This is a genomic window from Pelagerythrobacter sp. Soil_C_18 (assembly GCF_057657235.1).
On the sequence record NZ_JBDGIU010000003.1, the window covers coordinates 373,900 to 390,856 of the forward strand.

A 16,957-nucleotide genomic window follows, 5' to 3' on the forward strand; every position below is an offset into this window, starting at 1 on the left:
GCCTGCCGCGTGCCCTAGGGCCGAACGAGCTGGGTGCAGTGTGATAGGAGAAGAACATGTCGGGTCGAATTGCGTGGCTTCGGAACGCGGCGCTGGCGCTGGTTGCCGTGGGAGCGGCGGCAACGGCGAAGGCGGAGTGCGGGGCGGGCGCCTATGGTACAGGCGAGGATGCGTTCGTGGTGCTGGGGGCGCCGGGTGCGACACCTGCCGCGGGCCAGCGCTACCTGTTCCCCGACGGCCGCCGCGGCAGTACGGCAGATGCGGGAGCGCCGGTCACATGCCGTGATGGCGTCGCCACCGTTGCCGCGGCCGATGGGGTGGCGCAGCAATGGCCGCGGATCGCGCTGCGCGAAACCGACGCGATTTTTGACAGCGCCGCGACCCCGCTCGCCGGTCAGCTGGTCGAGCCCGCCGGACCATCCGATCCCACGCGGCCGCTGGTGGTGATGGTGCACGGTTCCGAAAGCACCGCCGCGATCGGCAGCGTCTACGGCTACATGCTCGCGGCGCAGGGCGTCTCGGTGTTCGTCTACGACAAGCGCGGGACCGGCGCATCGGGCGGCACCTACACGCAGAACTTCGAGCTGTTGGCGGAGGATGCCGCCGCCGCGCTGGAGCAGGCGCGAGTTCTGGCCGCCGGACGCTTCGGGCGAGCCGGGTTCTTCGGCGGCAGCCAGGGCGGCTGGGTTGCGCCACTCGCCGCTACGCGCGCTCCGGCCGATTTCGTGGCCATCGGCTTCGGCCTGGTCGTCTCGCCGATCGAGGAGGACCGGGCGCAATTGCTGGAGGAGGCGCGCCGCATGGGCTTTGCCGCGGAAGAGATGGCGCAGGTCGAGCGGCTCTCCGACGCCACCGCCGAGCTGGTGCGCACGCACTTCGCGCGCGGGTTTGAGGCGCTCGAAGCGGCGCGGCGCGAGATCGGTGACGCCCCGTGGGCTGCGACCATCGCCGGCGAATACAGCGGCGACATGCTTCGGATGAGCGATGCGGACCTGCGCCGCATCGGCCGTGCGCGGTTCGACAATCTGGAACTCATCTGGGACTACGACGCCAAGGCCGCGCTGGCGAAGCTGGACGTTCCGCTTCTCTGGGTCCTCGCCGAGGACGACCGCGAGGCTCCGATCGAGCGGACGCGCGCGGTGCTGGCGGAGCTGGCCGGGGCGGGGCAGCCGATCGACGTCTATCTCTTCCCCGACACCGACCACGGCATGATGGAATATCGCGAGAATGCCGACGGCTCGCGCACCGGAACCCGCATCACGGACGGCTATCTCCGCCTCCTGGCCGACTGGATCAAGCGCGACGTCCGGGGCCCCTATGGTCGCGGTGTGAAGCTATGACCCGCGGCTCGGCAAGACCGCATCTGTAAAGAGTTCTGGACATTATATACTTGACAAAGCACCCCTCATAGCTAGGGTGTGCCTATGGAAAACATCTACGATCCCCGCTTCCAGAACGAAGACGCAGCCCGCGAGCACCTTGAAGCGCTCCACTGGCCGAACGGTCCTGTCTGCCCTCACTGTGAAAGCAAGGATACGAAGCGGCTCCCTCCGCAGCGTGGCCGCAAGACAAAGGCCCATCCCGAAGGCGCGCTTCGCAAGGGCGTCGTTCAGTGCAACGACTGCCGCAAGCAGTTCACCGTCACGGTCGGGACCGTATTCGAAAGCTCTAAGGTTCCTCTCCACAAGTGGCTGCTTGCCACGCACCTCATGTGCGCCAGCAAGAAGGGCATCAGCGCCCACCAGCTTCACCGTATGCTTGGCGTCACCTACAAGACCGCATGGTTCATGGCGCACCGCATCCGTGAAGCGATGGTCCCTACCGACGACACCCCGATGGGCGGTCCCGGCGGAACGGTCGAAGTGGACGAGACCTACATTGGCCGCGACAAGACCAAGGCCCTCTCGCGCACTCCCATTCAGCACATGAACCGCGTTGTCTCGCTTGTGGATCGCGTGACGGGCCGCTCCACCAGTGTTGTGTTCACCGAGTCATTCGGCCCCGCGAACGTGTCCAAGCTCCTGTTCACCCGCGTCGATCGTCAGAGCCGCCTCGTGACCGACGAAGCCAAGGCCTACATCGCGCCGGGTCGCCACTTTGCGGCCCACGAGACGGTCAATCACCGCATCAAAGAGTATGCTCGCGGCGACGTGACGACGAACACGGTCGAGGGCTTCTTTGGCATCTTTAAGCGCGGTATGCGCGGCATCTACCAGCACTGCGGACAGCAGCACCTGCACCGCTATCTTGCCGAGTTCGACTTCCGCTACAGCAACCGTTCGGGGCTCGGCACGAACGACGCGGAGCGCGCCGATCTGGCCCTCAAAGGCATCACTGGCAAGCGCCTCACCTATCGGCGGACTGACCCAATCGCCGCCTAAGCGATTGAAGCTGCTCCGCCACATTGGCGAGAGGCGCAAGCGCTGGACGCAGGGAAAATAGCACCCTCGCAAGTAGCCGCACGGACAGCGGACTCCGCAATCTCGCGTGAGGATGCTACCACCTCAAAAGAAAAGCGGGACGCGCCCATCGCGTAAACGAATGACCAGCACTGCTCAGAGGGGGTATCCATGGCCAACCGTCCTTATCCATCATTCCTGATTTATGTCGACGACGCAGGTGAATACCGCTGGCGCTACCAAGCCAACAATCACAAGATCATTGCTGATAGCGGTGAAGGCTACACAACCTACGCCAACTGCAAGCATGGTATTGAGCTAGTCCAGCAAAGCGCAGGAAAGGCGATTTGGCGGACGGACGCGGCCGCAGAAAACCAGAAACAGACCGGCTAACGCTTTCGTCGCTTACCGATCTTCTGTTCATCTTGCGGCTTGTGCGGCGTTGCCAGCATCCGCTTTAGCGCGGCTTGTCGGCGGCGTTCGGTTTCCTCTTCGGAATAGGTTTCGCCAGTGTCTGACTTACCCACGGAAATCTCCTTTAAGCTCTCCATACCAGCACAACCCGCTGTGATCCAATCGAACCCCCGCGAGCTTGCCCAAACAAGCACTATGGGCCTCATATTCATGATGTGGGGCAGCGTCGAATTAGCCATGGAAATGAGGATAAAGGAGGCGCTTAACCTCACTACAGCGCAAGCATGCATTGTTTGCGGACCACTGGGGGGAGGCGCGAAATTTAACCTGCTCGCATCGCTCCTGGCCGAGTCCGAAGAACACAGCGCCTTCGTTTCCGCCGTTCGAGATTTTCAATCAAGAACCGGACGCAACGCGCTCGCGCACGGATTCGTCACTTTTGCTGAACGCGATCAACCTTGGGTGGTTGTCTCGCGGGAGGTGAAAAACAAACTCACCATCAAACACCGAACACTGGTGGCCTACTACGATGATGAGTTTTTGCCCTCCTTCGACCGGGTGATGGCCACGAGCGGCTTCACCGATCAGCAAATTCATGATTACGGACTAGAGATTGCACGTCTGCAACTAGACGGGTGATCTCCGGCTCACCGCCATCCTGAATGGCCGACCAATTGCGGTCCATCCAGTCACGAACCAAAACCACACCATGAGAAAGAGCGCCGGCCTGTCGCGAATCATGTTCCATGTTTGTTCTGCTTTGTCAAGTATACAATGTCCAGAGTTCTTGACTGACAAGAGGTCTTTACAGTAAAGAGTTCTTGTCAGGCAGAGGAGTCGCGTGGGTGCGCAATCGTTTGAAAGAACACCGCGAAGCGCAGGGCTGGAGCCAGGGCGAGCTCGCCCGCCGGCTCGGCGTCTCGCGGCAGACGATCAACGCGGTCGAGACCGACAAGTACGACCCCTCGCTGCCGCTGGCGCTGCGCATGGCGAAGCTGTTCGGCGTGGCGGTGCCCGATCTGTTCATCGACGACTGGTCTCCGGAGGAGGAGGAGTAACGACATGACCGTGGGCGCAAACGAAGCCATCACCTGGCGCAAGATCGCCTTGCAGGCGCTCGTCGGCGCCGTGGTCGGCGGGGGCGGCGCGATCGCCGTGCTCTCGCTGCTGGAGCCGGGCGAGGCGCCGGGGTGGGCGCCGTCACAACTGATCCTCGGCGGGATCGGCCTGATCTACGGGATCATGGGCCTGTTCGTCGGCATCGGCACGCTCGCCCCGCGCCTGATCGGACAGCGGCTGCTCAACGTGGCCGATGCGGAGGACATCGAGGACGACCGCGCCAATATGGCGGGCAGCGCGATCTGCTCGCTCGCGATCGGCGCCGCGCTGGTTCTGCTCGCCTATGGCGCGACCGGCGATCCCGTCGCGCCGATCTCGTCCGCGAGCGCCTTCTGGATCCTTGCCGCAGTCATCGCCGTCGTGGCGGTCGCTTCGGTGCTGATGTGGCGGAGCTTTGACGAGTTGTGGCGCCAGCTCAGCGTGGAGGCGAGCGCGCTTCTCGGCAACTTCCTGCTGGTCGTCTGCGTGCTCTGGGGCGGTGCCGCCGCCGCCGGCATGGTCGCCGCGCCGCAGCCGCTCGACCTCCTCTCGCTCGCCTTCGGCGGCCTGCTGCTCGCCACGTTCGTGGTGATCGGGCGCAGGGGCATGATGACGCCCAACTGACGCCGAAACGAAAAGGGGCGCCCGGATTGCTCCGGACGCCCCCTTCGTAACCGCGGTCCCGCGGATCAGGCGCTGTAGTACAGTTCGAATTCGACCGGCGACGGTGTGGTCTCCACGCGCAGGACTTCTTCCCACTTTACTTCGATGTAGGCGTCGATCTGGTCCTTGGTGAACACGTCGCCCTTGAGCAGGAAGTCGTGGTCCGCCGCGAGCGATTCGAGCGCCTCGCGCAGGCTGCCGCAGACGGTCGGCACGTCGGCCAGTTCGGCCGGCGGCAGGTCGTAGAGGTTCTTGTCCATCGCCTCGCCCGGATGGATCTTGTTCTGGATCCCGTCGAGCCCGGCCATCAGCAGCGCGGCGTAGGCGAGGTAGGGGTTGGCCATCGGATCGGGGAAGCGGAATTCCACGCGCTTCGCCTTGTCGCCCGCGCCGTAGGGGATGCGGCAGCTGGCCGAGCGGTTGCGCGCCGAATAGGCGAGCAGGACCGGTGCCTCGAACCCGGGCACCAGCCGCTTGTAGCTGTTGGTGCTCGGATTGGTGAAGGCGTTCAGCGCCTTGGCGTGCTTGATGACGCCGCCGATGTAGTACAGGCAGTTGTCCGACAGGCCGGCATAGCCGTTGCCCGCGAAGGTCGGCTTGCCTTCGTTCCAGATCGACATGTGCGTGTGCATGCCGCTGCCGTTGTCCGCCTTGATCGGCTTGGGCATGAAGGTCGCCGTCTTGCCGTAGGCATGCGCGACCTGGTGCACGACGTACTTGTAGATCTGCATGTTGTCGGCGGTCTCGACCAAGGTCGAGAAGAGCAGGCCGAGCTCGTGCTGCGCGGCGGCGACCTCGTGGTGGTGCTTGTCGCACTTGAGGCCCATCTCGAGCATGGTCGAAACCATCTCGGCGCGGATGTCGACGGCGCTGTCGACGGGGGCCACGGGGAAGTATCCGCCCTTGGCGCGGGGACGGTGCGCGAGGTTGCCCGCCTCGTATTCTCGGCCGGAGTTGGTCGGCAGCTCGATGTCGTCGATCGTATAGCCCGAGCCGGCATAGCCGTCCTCGAAGCGGACGTCGTCGAACATGAAGAACTCGGCTTCGGGGCCGACGTAGATCGTGTCGCCGATGCCGGTCGACTTGAGGTAGTTCTCCGCGCGCTTGGCGGTCGTGCGCGGATCGCGGGCATACCAGTCGCCGGTCGAGGGCTCGACGATGTCGCAGAACAGGATCATCATCGGCGTCGCGCTGAACGGATCGATGTAGGTCCGCTCCAGATCCGGCTTGAGGATCATGTCGCTCTCGTTGATCACCTTCCACCCGGCGATCGAGGAGCCGTCGAACATCAGGCCGTCCTCGAGCTCGTCCTCGCCCAGCATCGCGGCGGTCATCGTCAGGTGGTGCCACTTGCCCTTAGGGTCGGTGAAGCGCAGGTCGACCCACTCGATCTCCTGCTCCTCGATCTGCTTGAGGACATCATTGGCCTTGGACATGTGGTATCTTCCTTATCTTCTCCCCTCCCGCTTGCGGGAGGGGCCGGGGGTGGGCCGGTCGCAGCGGTCCGGGCTTCCCACCCCGCTGCGACTAGGGCCTGCTGCGCAGACCCAAGTCTCGCTCCCCTCCCGCGAGCGGGAGGGGAATAACTCTAGATCGCATCCTCGTCCCGCTCGCCGGTGCGGATGCGGAGCGCCGATTCGATATTGGTGACGAAGATCTTGCCGTCGCCGATCCGGCCGGTCTGCGCGGCGGCGGCGATCGCCTCCACCACGCGCTCGGCGATCTGGTCGCCGACGACGACTTCGAGCTTCACCTTGGGCAGGAAGTCGACGACGTATTCGGCGCCGCGATAGAGCTCGGTATGCCCCTTCTGGCGGCCGAAACCCTTCGCCTCGGTCACGGTGATGCCGGACACGCCGATTTCGTGCAGCGCCTCCTTCACTTCGTCGAGCTTGAAGGGTTTGATGATCGCTTCGATCTTCTTCATGTCATCCCGATCCTACGCAATGTGCCGACGCGCGCGGTTCTTCGTCCGCTCGGCCGGCTCATCGCTTACCCCAGATGCCAAATCAAGAAGCGTGCCAGAATGCGCGTGGAGGGGCGCCGGTCACCCCGGCGGCGATTTCGCCGGCCGCGTGCCCAATCGGAATCCAGTGGCTGCCTGAATTTTAGGCAGAGAGGCGCAGGCCGGCGGTTTCGTCGAGGCCGGTCATGAGGTTGAGCGCCTGCACCGCTGCGCCGCTCGCGCCCTTGCCGAGATTGTCGAGCACGGCCGCGAGCCGCACGTGCGAAGGCTCGTCTCCGAACACGAACAGCTCCAGCCCGTCCCACGGCGCAGCGTCGCGCGAGAGCAGTGTCTCGCTGTCCTCGAACGGATAGCCGGCCACGCTCACGACCGGCGAGCCGGCATAGAACTCCGCCAGCGCCGCCTGCAGCGCCTGCGGCGTAGCACTGCGGCCCATAGCCGGCAGGTTGAGCGGCACTTCGACCAGCATGCCGCGGTACGCGGGCACCACGGCCGGCGCGAAGACCGGAGCGTGCGCGAGGCCGGCGTGCCGCTGCATCTCGGGCAGGTGCTTGTGTCCGCCGGCGAGGCCGTAGGCGCGGAAGGCGATGTCCGGCTCGCGCGCGAAGCGGTCGATCAGCGCGTTGCCGCCGCCCGAGAAGCCGGAGACCGCGTTGACGGTGTAAGGCCAGTCGGCCGGGATCAGCCCGGCGCGCACGAGCGGTGCGACGAGCGCGAGGAAGCCGGTCGGATAACAGCCGGGATTGCTGACCCGCCGGGCACCGGCCACTGCCTCGCGGCCGACCAGTTCGGGAAAGCCGTAAGTCCAGCCCTCGGCCGTGCGGTGGGCGCTGGAAGCATCGATGACGCGGGTGCCGGAGGCCGCGTCGATCATCGCCACCGCCTCGCGCGCGGCATCATCGGGCAGGCAGAGGACCGCCACGTCGCACTCGTTCAGCGCCTCGCGCCGCGCGGCAGGGTCCTTGCGCCGCGCGTCGTCGAGCGTCAGCAGCGCGAACTCGGCGCGGTCCTGCAGGCGGCCGACGATCTCGAGCCCGGTCGTGCCGGCGGCGCCGTCGATGAAGACGGTCGTGGTCATGGCGCGAGCAGGGCGGTGCGCAGGTAGCCGCTCGGTCCCTCGGGGCCGCAGGTGGCCCAGCACCAGTCGCCCGCATAGTCGAGCGCTTCTATCGCGGTGCCGGCATCGAGCCGGACGACGACCTCCGAGTCGTCGCGCGGGATCATGTGCAGGGCGGCGCCCTCGGGCCCGATCTCGCGCGGCTGGGGCACGACATAGTGCGCGGCCAGATAGCGCCCGGCGAGCGCGATATGCGCCAGATCGCCGCGCAGCGGCAGCGTGCCGGGCGCGGGGCGCACGACGGACCCTTCCAGGCCGATCGGCCCGTCGGGCAGATGGTATTCGGTCGCCGCGCTCACGTGTTGTCTTCGGCCCTCGGTAATTGGCTGGCCGCGCGCTTAAACGCTGCCGCCGCCCCCGGCAAGCGCCCCGCGCCGCTCGTCAACGATTGCCATAGCGCTTGCGCAACATATGGAACGCCGCGCGCAGGCCGTAGGCCTCGCCGCCTTTCGGCCGGCCCGGCTTCGCCGCAGGCCGCCAGGCGAATGTGTCGAAGTGCGCCCAGTCGATGGGCGTTCCGTCTTCGTTGGCGCCGACGAACTTGTCGAGGAACAACCCGGCCACGCTCGCGCCGGCGAAGGCGTTGGCGTGGGCGTTGTTCGTGTCGGCAACGTCCGACTTGAGCCATTCGATATACGCCTCGGGCAGCGGCAGCCGCCACGGCTCGTCGTCGTGCGCCTTGCCCGCGGCGATCAGGGCAGCGGCGGTCTCGTCGCGCCGGGTCATCAGCGCCGGGTAGTCGGGCCCGAGCGCCACGCGCGCCGCGCCGGTGAGCGTGGCGAAGTCGATCACCAGGTCCGGTCCGTGCTCGCTCGCCAGCGTCAGCGCATCGCCCAGGATCAGCCGCCCTTCGGCGTCGGTGTTCCCGATTTCGACCGTCAGCCCCTTGCGGCTGCGGAGCACGTCGCCCGGGCGGAAGGAGTTGGCCGAGATCGCATTCTCCACCGCCGGCACGATCAGGTGCAGCCGCACCGGCAGGCCCGCGCCCATGACGAGCCCCGCGAGCGCGATCGCATGCGCGGCGCCGCCCATGTCCTTCTTCATCAGCAGCATGCCGGCCGCCGATTTCACGTCGAGCCCGCCAGAGTCGAAGCATACGCCCTTGCCGACGAGAGCGAGCACCGGGTCGCCTTCCTTGCCCCAGGTCAGGTGCATCAGGCGGGGTGCGTGATGCCGTGCGGCGGCGCGGCCGACGGCGTGGACCATCGGAAAACCCTGCTCCAGCGCATCGCCCTTGGTGACCGAGAGCTTTGCGCCGTGGGTCTTGGCGAGTGTTTCGCATTCCGCCTCGAGCGAGGCGGGCCCCATGTCCTCGGCCGGCGTATTGACCAGATCGCGCACCAGACACACCGCGCGGGCTTCGGCGAGCGCGGGTTCGATCGCCTTGGCCTCACCGGTCAGCAGTACGCGCGGGCCGGTCGCTTCGTCGTCCTTGCGGTAGCGGTCGAAGCGGTACTGCGCGAGCTGCCAGCCGTGGAGCGCGGGGCCGGGCTCTCCGCCCGCGCGCCGGTAGGTTCCGGCAGGCAGCGACTCCGCCAGCTTGGCCATGCACCAGCTCGACAGGTTCGCGGGATCGGCCACGCCGCCGACCGCGAACCAGGCGTCGCCGTCGGGCACGACGCCGACCTCGTATCCGCCGCCGGTGAACTTCTGCGCCGCCAGCGCCGCGCGCTGCCCGGCCGAGAGCTTCTTCACCCAATCCTCGAAGCCATCGCGGGCGACGAGATGGATGGAAATCGCGTCCTGCCCGCGATCGGCTTGAACAAGGTCGGTGTCATGGCTCATAACCGTCCCCCTAGCGCCATTTCCGGGAGAAAATCCAATGTCGTTTCGCACCCTCGCCGCCGCCGCTCCGCTCGCCCTCGTGCTCGCGGCGTGCTCTCCCTCCGCCGAGGGGAGCGACGGGCAGGACGCGGCCTCGGCCGACGGCGCCACTGCGTCCGCGACGGCCGAAGCCGCGGGCGCGGCCAAGTCGGTGAAGGAGGAGAACGACCTCTACAGCTTCTCCTACGCCTACCCGGCGCAGGCCGGCGGAATTCCCGAACTGGCCGCCCACCTCGACGCGGATGCCGAGAAGGCGAAGGCGACCCTGATCTCCGAATCGGAAGACGATCAGAAGCAGGCCGAAGCGAACGACTACCCATACCGCGCGCACAGCTTCTCCAAGGAGTGGAAGATCGTCGCCGATCTGCCGCGTTATCTCAGCCTCTCGGGCGAGTTCGCGACCTACTCGGGCGGGGCGCACGGGATGTACGGCCTCGAGTCGCTGGTGTGGGACAAGCAGGCGAAGGCCGGCATGGACGGCGTCGCGCTGTTCCAGTCGGCCGAGGCGCTGGACGGAGCGCTGGGGCAGAAGCTGTGCGACGCCCTCGACGCGGAGCGCGCAAAGCGCCGCGGCGAGGCGGTCCCGGCCAATGCCGGGGATGACGACACCGGCTTCAACTCGTGCCAGCACGTGAAGGACGCGACCGTGCTCGTCGGCTCCTCCGCCGGCGGCAAGTTCGACCGGATCGGCATCTGGTTCGGCCCTTACGTCGCCGGGCCCTACGCCGAGGGAAGCTACGAGCTCAACTTCCCGGTCGATGCCGCCGTGATCGAAGCCGTGAAGCCCGAATACCGCGAGGCGTTCGGCGCGAAGGAGTAAGCGCCCTAGGGCACGGCGAAACGGGAATGCGCCCTCGCAATCGGCGCATTCCCGCATTACATCGGCGGGCATGACCGAATACCAGGTGATCGACAGCCGCGAGACCGTCATCCGCGACGGCACCATCAAGCTCCACGGGCCCGAAGGGTTCGAGGGAATGCGCCGTGCGGGACAGCTCGCCGCAAGCATTCTCGATGCGATCGTGCCGCTGATGCAGCCGGGCGTGACGACGGCCGAGATCGACGACAAGGTGCGCGAGCTGACGCTGGCGGGCGGAGCGGTTCCGGCAACGCTCGGCTACCGCGGCTACACCCATTCGTGTTGCATCTCGATCAACCACGTCGTGTGCCACGGCATCCCGAGTGACAAGGCGCTGAAGGATGGCGACATCGTCAACGTCGACGTCACTCCGCTGCTCGACGGCTGGCACGGCGACACCAGCCGCATGTACCTGATCGACGACGTGCCGCTGAAGGCGCGGCGGCTGGTCGACGTGACCTACGAATGCCTGATGATCGGGATCGAGAAGGCCCAGCCCGGCGCCCGGCTCGGCGACGTCGGCGCCGCGATCGAGGAGCATGCGCGGCAATTCCGCTACGGCGTGGTGCGCGAGTTCTGCGGCCACGGCGTGGGCCGCCTGTTCCACGATGCGCCGGAAGTGGTCCATGCCGCCACGGCTGGCACGGGGCCGGAGCTGCGACCCGGCATGTTCTTCACCATCGAGCCGATGATCAATCTCGGCCGCCCGTGGGTGAAGCTGCTCAAGGACGGCTGGACCGCCGTGACGCGCGACAAAAGCCTCTCTGCCCAGTTCGAGCACTCGATCGGCATCACCGAGGACGGGAACGAGATCTTCACCGTCAGCCCTACCGGTCTGCACAAGCCGCCTTACGAATAATCAATCCTGCCCGCTGGGGTGGATCAGCTCTCCCGGGCGGCTCGAATCGCTGCGCCGGCGGCAAACGGCGTGACAGCCACGAGCAGCAGGCTGATCGCCGCGGCGAAGGCGAGTCCACCTCCGTCGGGCCGCGCGAGGGCGCCTGCGCCGAAGATCAGAATCGGGACACTGAGCGGGATCAGGAGCAGGCCGGCGAGCGCCGCGCCGCTGCGCAGGCTCGCGGTCAGGGCGGCAATCAGCACGCCGATGGCGGCCAGGCCCGGCGTGCCCGCCAGCAGGCCGAGCAGAACGGTACGCAGGGTCTCCTGCTCCAGTCCCAGTAGCGCGGCGGCGGGCAGGGCCGCGAGCAGGAGCAGCGGCGCGAAGCTGAGCCAATGCGCGAGCATCCGCACAGCGATCGCCAGTTCCTCCGCCACGCCCCGCACGGCAAGCTGATCGAACACGCCTTCCTCCAGGTCGGGTGCGACGAGCCGGTCGAGCGGGAGGATCGCCGCGAGCAGCGCCGCGACCCAGATCACTCCGCCGCCGGTTCGCGCCAGCAGCGGTGCGTCCGGACCGACCGCGAAGGGATAGATCATCGCCACCGCAAGGAAGAACAGCAGCGGCAGCAAGGCGCCACCGCGCCGTCCGCCGGGCATCAGCAGCATGCAGTCGCGCAGGAGCAGCCGGCCGATCACGCGGTGAAATCCGCGACCTCGAGCCGCGTGGCCTGCGCGAGCCGGATCGGCTGGTGCGAGGCGACGATGCAGGTGCCGCCCGCCGCGCGATGCTCCCCGATGAGCGTTTCGACGAGCTCGGTTCCGGCCGTGTCCAGACCGTTGAGCGGCTCGTCGAGCAGCCAGACCGGCGCCCGCTGGCCGAGCAGGCGGGCGAGCGCGGCGCGCTTGCGCTGGCCGGTCGAGAGATAGCGCACCGGCACGTCCGCCAGTTCGGCAAGGCCGAGCCGCTCGCGGTGCGCCTCCATCAGCGCGGCGCCGCTGCCGTCGAGCTCGCTCCAGAAGGCGAGTGCGCGGTCGAGCTGAACCTGGGGGTCGAGCGCGTGACGCTCGTCGAGCAAGGCGGTCGAGGCACGGCACTCGACCGTTCCGTGGAACGGCCGCAGCAGGCCGGCGAGAATGCGGATCAGGCTCGTCTTGCCGATCCCGTTTGGCCCGGCGACGTGGCACGCCTCTCCCGGAGACAACGACAGAGACAGACCGCGGAACAGCAGTCGCTCGCCGCGGCGGCAGGCCAGGTCCCGGGCGGCGAGCATCGCTTGCATGACCGCGCCCGATAGGCGAAAGGCTGCCTGCTCACAAGCCGACCGCAAGCGGGGAAGATCAGATGGCCGTCGCCAAACTCACCGAGGAAGAACGCACGATCGCCCTCGGCGATCTGCAAGGCTGGTCGCTCGCCAGCGAACGCGATGCGATCGAGCGCACGTTCACCTTCGCCGATTTCGTCGAGGCCTTCGGCTTCATGACCCGGGTGGCGCTGCTGGCCGAGAAGGCCGATCACCATCCCGAGTGGTCGAACGTCTACAACCGGGTCGAAATCGCGCTGACCACCCACGACGCGGATGGGCTGTCGCAGCGCGACATCGACATGGCCAAGGCGATCGACGCGCTCTAGTTCTGGCCCTCAGCGGCCGAGGGGGCGGGCCTGCCGGCGCGCCATCTTGCGCACGCGGCCGGGCATCCAGCGCGAGGCGAAGGCGAGCCGCCGGGCGGTCTGCCCGACCAGCGTGTGCAGCCTGTCGCCGTGCACCGCGTCCCACGCCGCCTGGGCGACGTCGCCGACCGGCGTGATCTCCAGCCCCGCCGCCTTCACGCGGTCGCGGATTGCCTCGTTGCTGGCGGCGTTGGGCGTATGTTCGAGCAGCGGCGTGTCGATGAAGGCCGGACAGAGCGAGCGCACCCTGATCCCGAACTCCGACCATTCAGCGTCGAGCGCCTCGGTCACGCCGCGCACGCCGAACTTGGTCGCCGAATAGACCGACGCGCCGCTCGTGCCGTAAATGCCCGCGGCGCTCGCGGTGTTGAGCAGGCAGCTTCCCGGCGCCGTCTTCTGCAGGTGCGGCAGCGCGGCCTGCGCGCCGTAGAGCACGCCCTTGAGGTTGATGTCGACGCAGCGGTCGATCTCCTCGACCGTGTTCTCGCTGAGCGAGCCGCCGAGCGGAACGCCGGCGTTGTTGGCGACCACGTCGATCCGTCCGCCCGCCGCCTTGGAGAACGCCTCCAGGGCAATGTCCCAGGCGGCGCGGTCGCGCACGTCGAACTTGTGCGCATAGGTGAAGCCGTTGCCGATCCCGGCCAGCGTCTCCTGCATGCCGGCGTTGTCGATGTCGCCCACCCCGACGAACCAGCCGCGCTGGCCGAAGAGCTGCGCGATCGCGCGGCCTATGCCGGAGCCGCCGCCGGTTATGAAGATCGCCTTCCGCTCGCTCATTTCGTTATTCTCCCTCCCATCTCCGGGGCGGAGGGATAGACGCGGCGGACAGGCTTGTCAGCCGCGTTTCGTCAGAGCGCAGGGTTGTTGTAGCTGTGCCAGGTGAGGAGCGAGACAGCGCCGCGATAGGGCCGCCAGGCTTCGGCCAGGGTGCGGGTTTCCTTTTCGGACGGGCGCGCCTCGAGGCCGAGGATCTTGCCGATCCCGACCTGCACGGCGAGGTCGCCCGCCGGCCAGATGTCGGGCCGTCCCTCGGCGAAGAGCAGGTAGATCTCGGCCGACCAGCGGCCGATGCCCTTGATGCGGGTAAGCTCGGCGATGGCTTCCTCGTCGTCGGCGGACAGGGATTCGAAATCGAGTTCCCCACTGACCACGAGCTCGCACAGCGAGCGGACATAGCCCTGCTTCTGGCGCGAGAGGCCGCAGGCGCGCAGGGTGTCGAAGTCGCGCGCCAGCAGCTCGGTCGGCGCGACCTCCTCGCCGAGCTCCGCTTCCAGCTTGCGCCAGACGGAGGCGGCGGCGGCGACGCTGACCTGCTGGCCGACGATCGTACGCAGCAGCGTGAGGTATCCCGTCGGCCGGATACGCGGCTCGGGGTAGCCGACGCGCGACAGCGCCTCCGCCAGCTTGGGTTCGCGCGCGGCCACTTCGTCCAGCCCCTCGCGCAACTGCTCGCTCGTCAATCCCATCGTCCGCCGCTTGCCTTCATCCGTTCGATTGCCTAGCAGCCCGCGCAAAGCGGCCTGTGTTGGCCGGGCCATAGGGGAAGAGCACGCAATGCCCAAGCTGATCGTCGTCAATCGCGCCGGCGAGGAATCCGCCATCGACGTGGCCGATGGCCTGACGGTGATGGAAGCCATTCGCGACAACGGCTTCGACGAGCTGCTCGCCCTGTGCGGCGGTTGCTGCTCATGCGCGACCTGCCACGTGCACGTGGACCCGGCGTTCAAGGACGTCCTGCCCGCGATCAGCGAGGACGAGGACGACCTGCTCGAAAGCAGCGACCACCGGAACGAAAACTCGCGCCTCGGCTGCCAGATACCCTTCACCGGCGACCTCGACGGCCTGAAAGTCACGATCGCGCAGGAAGACTGAGTTCGGAGGCGCAAACTGCAATTGCATTGCGCAGGCGCGCCGGGAAACCTAGCTCTACGCCGATGACTGCACCTGCGCCTACTCCCGATACCCTCGATCTCATCGGCAACACGCCGCTCGTCCTGCTCAAAGGGCCGAGCGAGGCGGCCGATTGCGAGATCTGGGGCAAATGCGAATTCGCCAACCCCGGTGCCAGCGTAAAGGACCGCGCGGCGCTCGGCATCATCCGCGATGCCGAGGCACGCGGCGAGCTGAAGCCGGGCGGCTGCGTGGTCGAGGGGACGGCGGGCAACACCGGCATCGGCATCGCGCTCGTCGCCAATGCGCTCGGCTACCGGACGATCATCGTCATGCCCGACAACCAGAGCCGCGAGAAGATGGCGACCCTGCGCGCCCTCGGCGCCGAGCTCGTGCTTGTCCCGCCGACCAAGTATTCCGACTGCAATCACTTCGTGCACACCAGCCGGCGTCTGGCGGAGGAGACCGAAGGCGCCGTCTGGGCGAACCAGTTCGACAACGTCGCCAACCGCAAGGCGCATATCGAAGGCACTGCGGCCGAGCTGTGGCAACAGCTCGACGGCCGGATCGACGGTTTCACCTGCGCCGCGGGCACCGGCGGGACGATCGCGGGCGTGGGCATGGGCCTCAAGGAATACGACGAGAAGGTGACCATCGCGCTCACCGATCCGCACGGCGCGGCGCTGTTCAACTTCTACGCTCACGGCGAGCTGAAGGCCGAAGGCAGCTCGGTCGCGGAGGGGATCGGGCAGGGGCGGATCACCGCCAACCTCGAAGGCGCGCCGATCGACACCCAGTTCCGCGTTTCGGACGAGGAAGGGCTCGCATGGGTTGCCCGGCTCCTGCGCGAGGAAGGGCTGTGCCTCGGCCTGTCTTCGGGCATCAACGTCGCCGGCGCGGTCGCGCTCGGCCGCCAGCTCGGCAAGGGATCGCGGGTTGCGACGGTGCTGTGCGACACCGGCTTCCGCTATCTTTCCACGCTCTACAACCGCGAATGGCTCGAAGCGAAGGGCCTGCCGGTGTTCGACTGGCTCGAACGCGATTGACTGGCCTGCGCGATGGCGTAGCCTGACCGTATGCGCAGGATCAGCGACATTCTCGGTGCGAGGCGTCGGCACGGACCCGAGGAAACCGCGGTGGGCATCGCGGGCACGCGTTCGGAATCGCTGCGCCGGTTGCAGGTCGGGCTCTCGGGCCTCGCCGCGATCGTGCTGATGCTGGCGCTCGCCAACGTGATCATGGACCGCGCCAACCGTACTGAGGCCGCCAGCGTGCCCGATGCCGCGGCGACCGTTCTGCCTCCGCCGGTGCATAGCCAGCAAAACGATCCCCTTGCCGATGCAGGGGTGGTTCCCGACGTTCCGGCCCGTCCGGCGCCGACGCCGACATCCACGCAAGTTCCGGTGATAGTGCTCGATCCGGACGATGCGACTGACCCGGAATAAGCTGACGATCCTCGCTGCTGCGGGGGTGATTGCCATTGCACTCGCGGGCTGGGGCCTCGCTGGGGCAGGGCGCTCCAAGCCCGTGCTGGGGCTCTTCACGACGCTGCCGGTCTACTGGGCGGAAGCCGCCGACATGTCCGAGATGCTCAACCGGCAGGCCCAACCCGGCTGGGTCCGCGGCGCGCTGGAGGACCGCTTCGAACTCCTTCCCCTCGATACGCTCGCGGCCCCGGAAAGCGGCACGGCACGCGATCTCGACGACATCGACGTCCTGCTCCTCGCCCAACCCCGCGCGCTGTCGCCGCAGGAGAACGTCGTGCTCGACGACTGGGTCCGCGCGGGCGGACATGTGCTGGTCTTCGCCGATCCAATGCTGACGGCGGAGTCGCGTTTCGCGATCGGCGACCGGCGCCGGCCCCAGGACGTTGCGCTGCTTTCGCCAATCCTCGGCCGCTGGGGCCTGGAGATGCATTTCGATGCCGAGCAGACCGGCGGCGAACGGATGATCGCCACCGACACGGCGCCGCTTCCGGTCAATCTCGCGGGAACCCTCCATCCGGCCGAGGGCTATCCGACCAGCACCGAGAATTGCTGGATCGCCTACGACCGGATCTTCGCGCAATGCGCCATCGAAGCGGGCATGGCCACCGTGATCGCCGACGCCGCGGTGTTCGAGGAAGCCGAAGGTGCGCAGCGCGCGGCGCGGGCCGAGGCGCTCGAATGGCTCACGACCAGCGCCTTCGGCAGCGCTCGGCGCTGAGCTTCTTGATGAT

23 protein-coding genes are annotated in these 16,957 nt (G+C 67.3%); 13 read left to right on the forward strand and 10 right to left on the reverse strand.

The features are described 5' to 3' along the window. The first annotated feature begins 56 nt into the window (after window positions 1-56). The 3 genes from AC3A5N_RS09835 (at window position 57) to AC3A5N_RS09845 (ending at window position 2,792) form a co-directional block, all read left to right on the forward strand. Entirely contained in the window at window positions 57-1,340 is a 1,284-nt protein-coding gene (locus tag AC3A5N_RS09835) for an alpha/beta hydrolase family protein (protein WP_487737134.1), read from the forward strand. Between the two features lie 84 nt (window positions 1,341-1,424). Next, the gene (locus AC3A5N_RS09840) at window positions 1,425-2,381 is read left to right on the forward strand and encodes an IS1595 family transposase (protein ID WP_487737135.1); all 957 of its coding nucleotides are present in this window, start codon (window positions 1,425-1,427) and stop codon (window positions 2,379-2,381) included. 189 nt (window positions 2,382-2,570) lie between these two features. Beyond that, window positions 2,571-2,792, forward strand: coding sequence for a YegP family protein (locus tag AC3A5N_RS09845; protein WP_487737136.1), 222 nt, complete (start codon window positions 2,571-2,573; stop codon window positions 2,790-2,792). Here AC3A5N_RS09845 and AC3A5N_RS09850 read toward each other — a convergent pair. Further along, window positions 2,789-2,926 (reverse strand): hypothetical protein, encoded by a 138-nt coding sequence (locus tag AC3A5N_RS09850; RefSeq protein WP_487737137.1) that lies wholly within the window; start codon window positions 2,924-2,926, stop codon window positions 2,789-2,791. The genes AC3A5N_RS09845 and AC3A5N_RS09850 overlap by 4 nt on opposite strands. A gap of 82 nt (window positions 2,927-3,008) precedes the next feature. On the opposite strand from AC3A5N_RS09850, the gene AC3A5N_RS09855 reads away from it, so the two are divergent. The 3 genes from AC3A5N_RS09855 to AC3A5N_RS09865 all read left to right on the forward strand — a co-directional run bounded on the left by AC3A5N_RS09855 (window position 3,009) and on the right by AC3A5N_RS09865 (window position 4,535). Next, window positions 3,009-3,452, forward strand: coding sequence for a hypothetical protein (locus AC3A5N_RS09855; RefSeq protein ID WP_487737138.1), 444 nt, complete (start codon window positions 3,009-3,011; stop codon window positions 3,450-3,452). Window positions 3,453-3,658: 206 nt separating this feature from the next. After that, window positions 3,659-3,871, forward strand: a complete 213-nt coding sequence (locus AC3A5N_RS09860; protein ID WP_487737139.1) for a helix-turn-helix transcriptional regulator — start codon at window positions 3,659-3,661, stop codon at window positions 3,869-3,871. Between the two features lie 4 nt (window positions 3,872-3,875). Next, window positions 3,876-4,535, forward strand: coding sequence for a hypothetical protein (locus AC3A5N_RS09865; protein WP_487737140.1), 660 nt, complete (start codon window positions 3,876-3,878; stop codon window positions 4,533-4,535). 65 nt (window positions 4,536-4,600) lie between these two features. Here the strand turns inward: AC3A5N_RS09865 and glnA are convergent, their stop codons facing one another. The 5 genes from glnA to AC3A5N_RS09890 all read right to left on the reverse strand — a co-directional run bounded on the left by glnA (window position 4,601) and on the right by AC3A5N_RS09890 (window position 9,442). Continuing rightward, window positions 4,601-6,010 (reverse strand): type I glutamate--ammonia ligase, encoded by a 1,410-nt coding sequence (gene glnA, locus AC3A5N_RS09870; RefSeq protein ID WP_487737141.1) that lies wholly within the window; start codon window positions 6,008-6,010, stop codon window positions 4,601-4,603. Between the two features lie 152 nt (window positions 6,011-6,162). Further along, complete coding sequence (locus AC3A5N_RS09875; RefSeq protein WP_487737142.1) at window positions 6,163-6,501, reverse strand: P-II family nitrogen regulator; 339 nt, start codon at window positions 6,499-6,501, stop codon at window positions 6,163-6,165. 181 nt (window positions 6,502-6,682) lie between these two features. Next, on the reverse strand, window positions 6,683-7,618 hold the full coding sequence (argC, locus tag AC3A5N_RS09880; protein ID WP_487737143.1) for an N-acetyl-gamma-glutamyl-phosphate reductase: 936 nt from the start codon (window positions 7,616-7,618) through the stop codon (window positions 6,683-6,685). Next, a complete protein-coding gene (locus AC3A5N_RS09885) occupies window positions 7,615-7,956 on the reverse strand; it encodes a hypothetical protein (protein WP_487737144.1) in 342 nt (113 codons plus the stop codon). Before AC3A5N_RS09885 ends, argC begins: the two co-directional genes overlap by 4 nt. An 82-nt stretch (window positions 7,957-8,038) precedes the next feature. Continuing rightward, window positions 8,039-9,442, reverse strand: coding sequence for a leucyl aminopeptidase family protein (locus AC3A5N_RS09890; protein WP_487737145.1), 1,404 nt, complete (start codon window positions 9,440-9,442; stop codon window positions 8,039-8,041). Window positions 9,443-9,479: 37 nt separating this feature from the next. On the opposite strand from AC3A5N_RS09890, the gene AC3A5N_RS09895 reads away from it, so the two are divergent. Continuing rightward, window positions 9,480-10,301 (forward strand): DUF4163 domain-containing protein, encoded by an 822-nt coding sequence (locus AC3A5N_RS09895; protein WP_487737146.1) that lies wholly within the window; start codon window positions 9,480-9,482, stop codon window positions 10,299-10,301. 70 nt (window positions 10,302-10,371) lie between these two features. Next, window positions 10,372-11,199, forward strand: a complete 828-nt coding sequence (gene map, locus AC3A5N_RS09900) for a type I methionyl aminopeptidase (RefSeq protein ID WP_487737147.1) — start codon at window positions 10,372-10,374, stop codon at window positions 11,197-11,199. A 23-nt stretch (window positions 11,200-11,222) separates the two neighbouring features. Here the strand turns inward: map and AC3A5N_RS09905 are convergent, their stop codons facing one another. Both AC3A5N_RS09905 and ccmA read right to left on the reverse strand, forming a co-directional pair. Then, entirely contained in the window at window positions 11,223-11,876 is a 654-nt protein-coding gene (locus AC3A5N_RS09905; RefSeq protein WP_487737148.1) for a heme exporter protein CcmB, read from the reverse strand. Next, window positions 11,873-12,460, reverse strand: coding sequence for a heme ABC exporter ATP-binding protein CcmA (ccmA, locus tag AC3A5N_RS09910; RefSeq protein WP_487737149.1), 588 nt, complete (start codon window positions 12,458-12,460; stop codon window positions 11,873-11,875). The genes AC3A5N_RS09905 and ccmA overlap by 4 nt, the downstream gene beginning before the upstream one ends. A 23-nt stretch (window positions 12,461-12,483) precedes the next feature. On the opposite strand from ccmA, the gene AC3A5N_RS09915 reads away from it, so the two are divergent. Beyond that, the gene (locus AC3A5N_RS09915) at window positions 12,484-12,810 is read left to right on the forward strand and encodes a 4a-hydroxytetrahydrobiopterin dehydratase (RefSeq protein ID WP_487737210.1); all 327 of its coding nucleotides are present in this window, start codon (window positions 12,484-12,486) and stop codon (window positions 12,808-12,810) included. A gap of 9 nt (window positions 12,811-12,819) precedes the next feature. On the opposite strand, the gene AC3A5N_RS09920 is transcribed toward AC3A5N_RS09915, so the two are convergent. Continuing rightward, window positions 12,820-13,626 (reverse strand): SDR family oxidoreductase, encoded by an 807-nt coding sequence (locus AC3A5N_RS09920; protein ID WP_487737150.1) that lies wholly within the window; start codon window positions 13,624-13,626, stop codon window positions 12,820-12,822. Window positions 13,627-13,697: 71 nt separating this feature from the next. Then, complete coding sequence (locus AC3A5N_RS09925; RefSeq protein WP_487737151.1) at window positions 13,698-14,315, reverse strand: DNA-3-methyladenine glycosylase family protein; 618 nt, start codon at window positions 14,313-14,315, stop codon at window positions 13,698-13,700. Window positions 14,316-14,403: 88 nt separating this feature from the next. Here AC3A5N_RS09925 and AC3A5N_RS09930 point away from each other — a divergent pair, with 88 nt between their 5' ends. The 4 genes from AC3A5N_RS09930 to AC3A5N_RS09945 all read left to right on the forward strand — a co-directional run bounded on the left by AC3A5N_RS09930 (window position 14,404) and on the right by AC3A5N_RS09945 (window position 16,944). Next, on the forward strand, window positions 14,404-14,721 hold the full coding sequence (locus tag AC3A5N_RS09930) for a 2Fe-2S iron-sulfur cluster-binding protein (protein ID WP_487737152.1): 318 nt from the start codon (window positions 14,404-14,406) through the stop codon (window positions 14,719-14,721). 62 nt (window positions 14,722-14,783) lie between these two features. Continuing rightward, window positions 14,784-15,785, forward strand: coding sequence for a cysteine synthase A (locus AC3A5N_RS09935; protein ID WP_487737153.1), 1,002 nt, complete (start codon window positions 14,784-14,786; stop codon window positions 15,783-15,785). A gap of 30 nt (window positions 15,786-15,815) precedes the next feature. After that, window positions 15,816-16,184 carry a hypothetical protein gene (locus AC3A5N_RS09940; protein ID WP_487737154.1) on the forward strand — a complete coding sequence of 123 codons (369 nt, stop codon included), beginning with the start codon at window positions 15,816-15,818 and terminating at the stop codon, window positions 16,182-16,184. Further along, entirely contained in the window at window positions 16,165-16,944 is a 780-nt protein-coding gene (locus AC3A5N_RS09945) for a Gldg family protein (protein ID WP_487737155.1), read from the forward strand. The genes AC3A5N_RS09940 and AC3A5N_RS09945 overlap by 20 nt, the downstream gene beginning before the upstream one ends. The last annotated feature ends 13 nt before the right edge of the window (window positions 16,945-16,957 follow it).

Excerpts from the sequence above, each read along its gene's own strand:
- argC (WP_487737143.1), bottom strand. The coding sequence starts at position 7,618 with ATGACCACGACCGTCTTCATCGACGGCGCCGCCGGCACGACCGGGCTC.
- map (WP_487737147.1), top strand. The coding sequence starts at position 10,372 with ATGACCGAATACCAGGTGATCGACAGCCGCGAGACCGTCATCCGCGAC.
- AC3A5N_RS09875 (WP_487737142.1), bottom strand. The coding sequence starts at position 6,501 with ATGAAGAAGATCGAAGCGATCATCAAACCCTTCAAGCTCGACGAAGTG.
- AC3A5N_RS09835 (WP_487737134.1), top strand. The coding sequence starts at position 57 with ATGTCGGGTCGAATTGCGTGGCTTCGGAACGCGGCGCTGGCGCTGGTT.
- AC3A5N_RS09855 (WP_487737138.1), top strand. The coding sequence starts at position 3,009 with ATGGGCCTCATATTCATGATGTGGGGCAGCGTCGAATTAGCCATGGAA.
- AC3A5N_RS09945 (WP_487737155.1), top strand. The coding sequence starts at position 16,165 with ATGCGACTGACCCGGAATAAGCTGACGATCCTCGCTGCTGCGGGGGTG.
- AC3A5N_RS09930 (WP_487737152.1), top strand. The coding sequence starts at position 14,404 with ATGCCCAAGCTGATCGTCGTCAATCGCGCCGGCGAGGAATCCGCCATC.
- AC3A5N_RS09920 (WP_487737150.1), bottom strand. The coding sequence starts at position 13,626 with ATGAGCGAGCGGAAGGCGATCTTCATAACCGGCGGCGGCTCCGGCATA.
- AC3A5N_RS09925 (WP_487737151.1), bottom strand. The coding sequence starts at position 14,315 with ATGGGATTGACGAGCGAGCAGTTGCGCGAGGGGCTGGACGAAGTGGCC.
- AC3A5N_RS09935 (WP_487737153.1), top strand. The coding sequence starts at position 14,784 with ATGACTGCACCTGCGCCTACTCCCGATACCCTCGATCTCATCGGCAAC.
- glnA (WP_487737141.1), bottom strand. The coding sequence starts at position 6,010 with ATGTCCAAGGCCAATGATGTCCTCAAGCAGATCGAGGAGCAGGAGATC.
- AC3A5N_RS09845 (WP_487737136.1), top strand. The coding sequence starts at position 2,571 with ATGGCCAACCGTCCTTATCCATCATTCCTGATTTATGTCGACGACGCA.
- AC3A5N_RS09895 (WP_487737146.1), top strand. The coding sequence starts at position 9,480 with ATGTCGTTTCGCACCCTCGCCGCCGCCGCTCCGCTCGCCCTCGTGCTC.
- AC3A5N_RS09865 (WP_487737140.1), top strand. The coding sequence starts at position 3,876 with ATGACCGTGGGCGCAAACGAAGCCATCACCTGGCGCAAGATCGCCTTG.
- AC3A5N_RS09890 (WP_487737145.1), bottom strand. The coding sequence starts at position 9,442 with ATGAGCCATGACACCGACCTTGTTCAAGCCGATCGCGGGCAGGACGCG.
- ccmA (WP_487737149.1), bottom strand. The coding sequence starts at position 12,460 with ATGCAAGCGATGCTCGCCGCCCGGGACCTGGCCTGCCGCCGCGGCGAG.
- AC3A5N_RS09940 (WP_487737154.1), top strand. The coding sequence starts at position 15,816 with ATGCGCAGGATCAGCGACATTCTCGGTGCGAGGCGTCGGCACGGACCC.
- AC3A5N_RS09840 (WP_487737135.1), top strand. The coding sequence starts at position 1,425 with ATGGAAAACATCTACGATCCCCGCTTCCAGAACGAAGACGCAGCCCGC.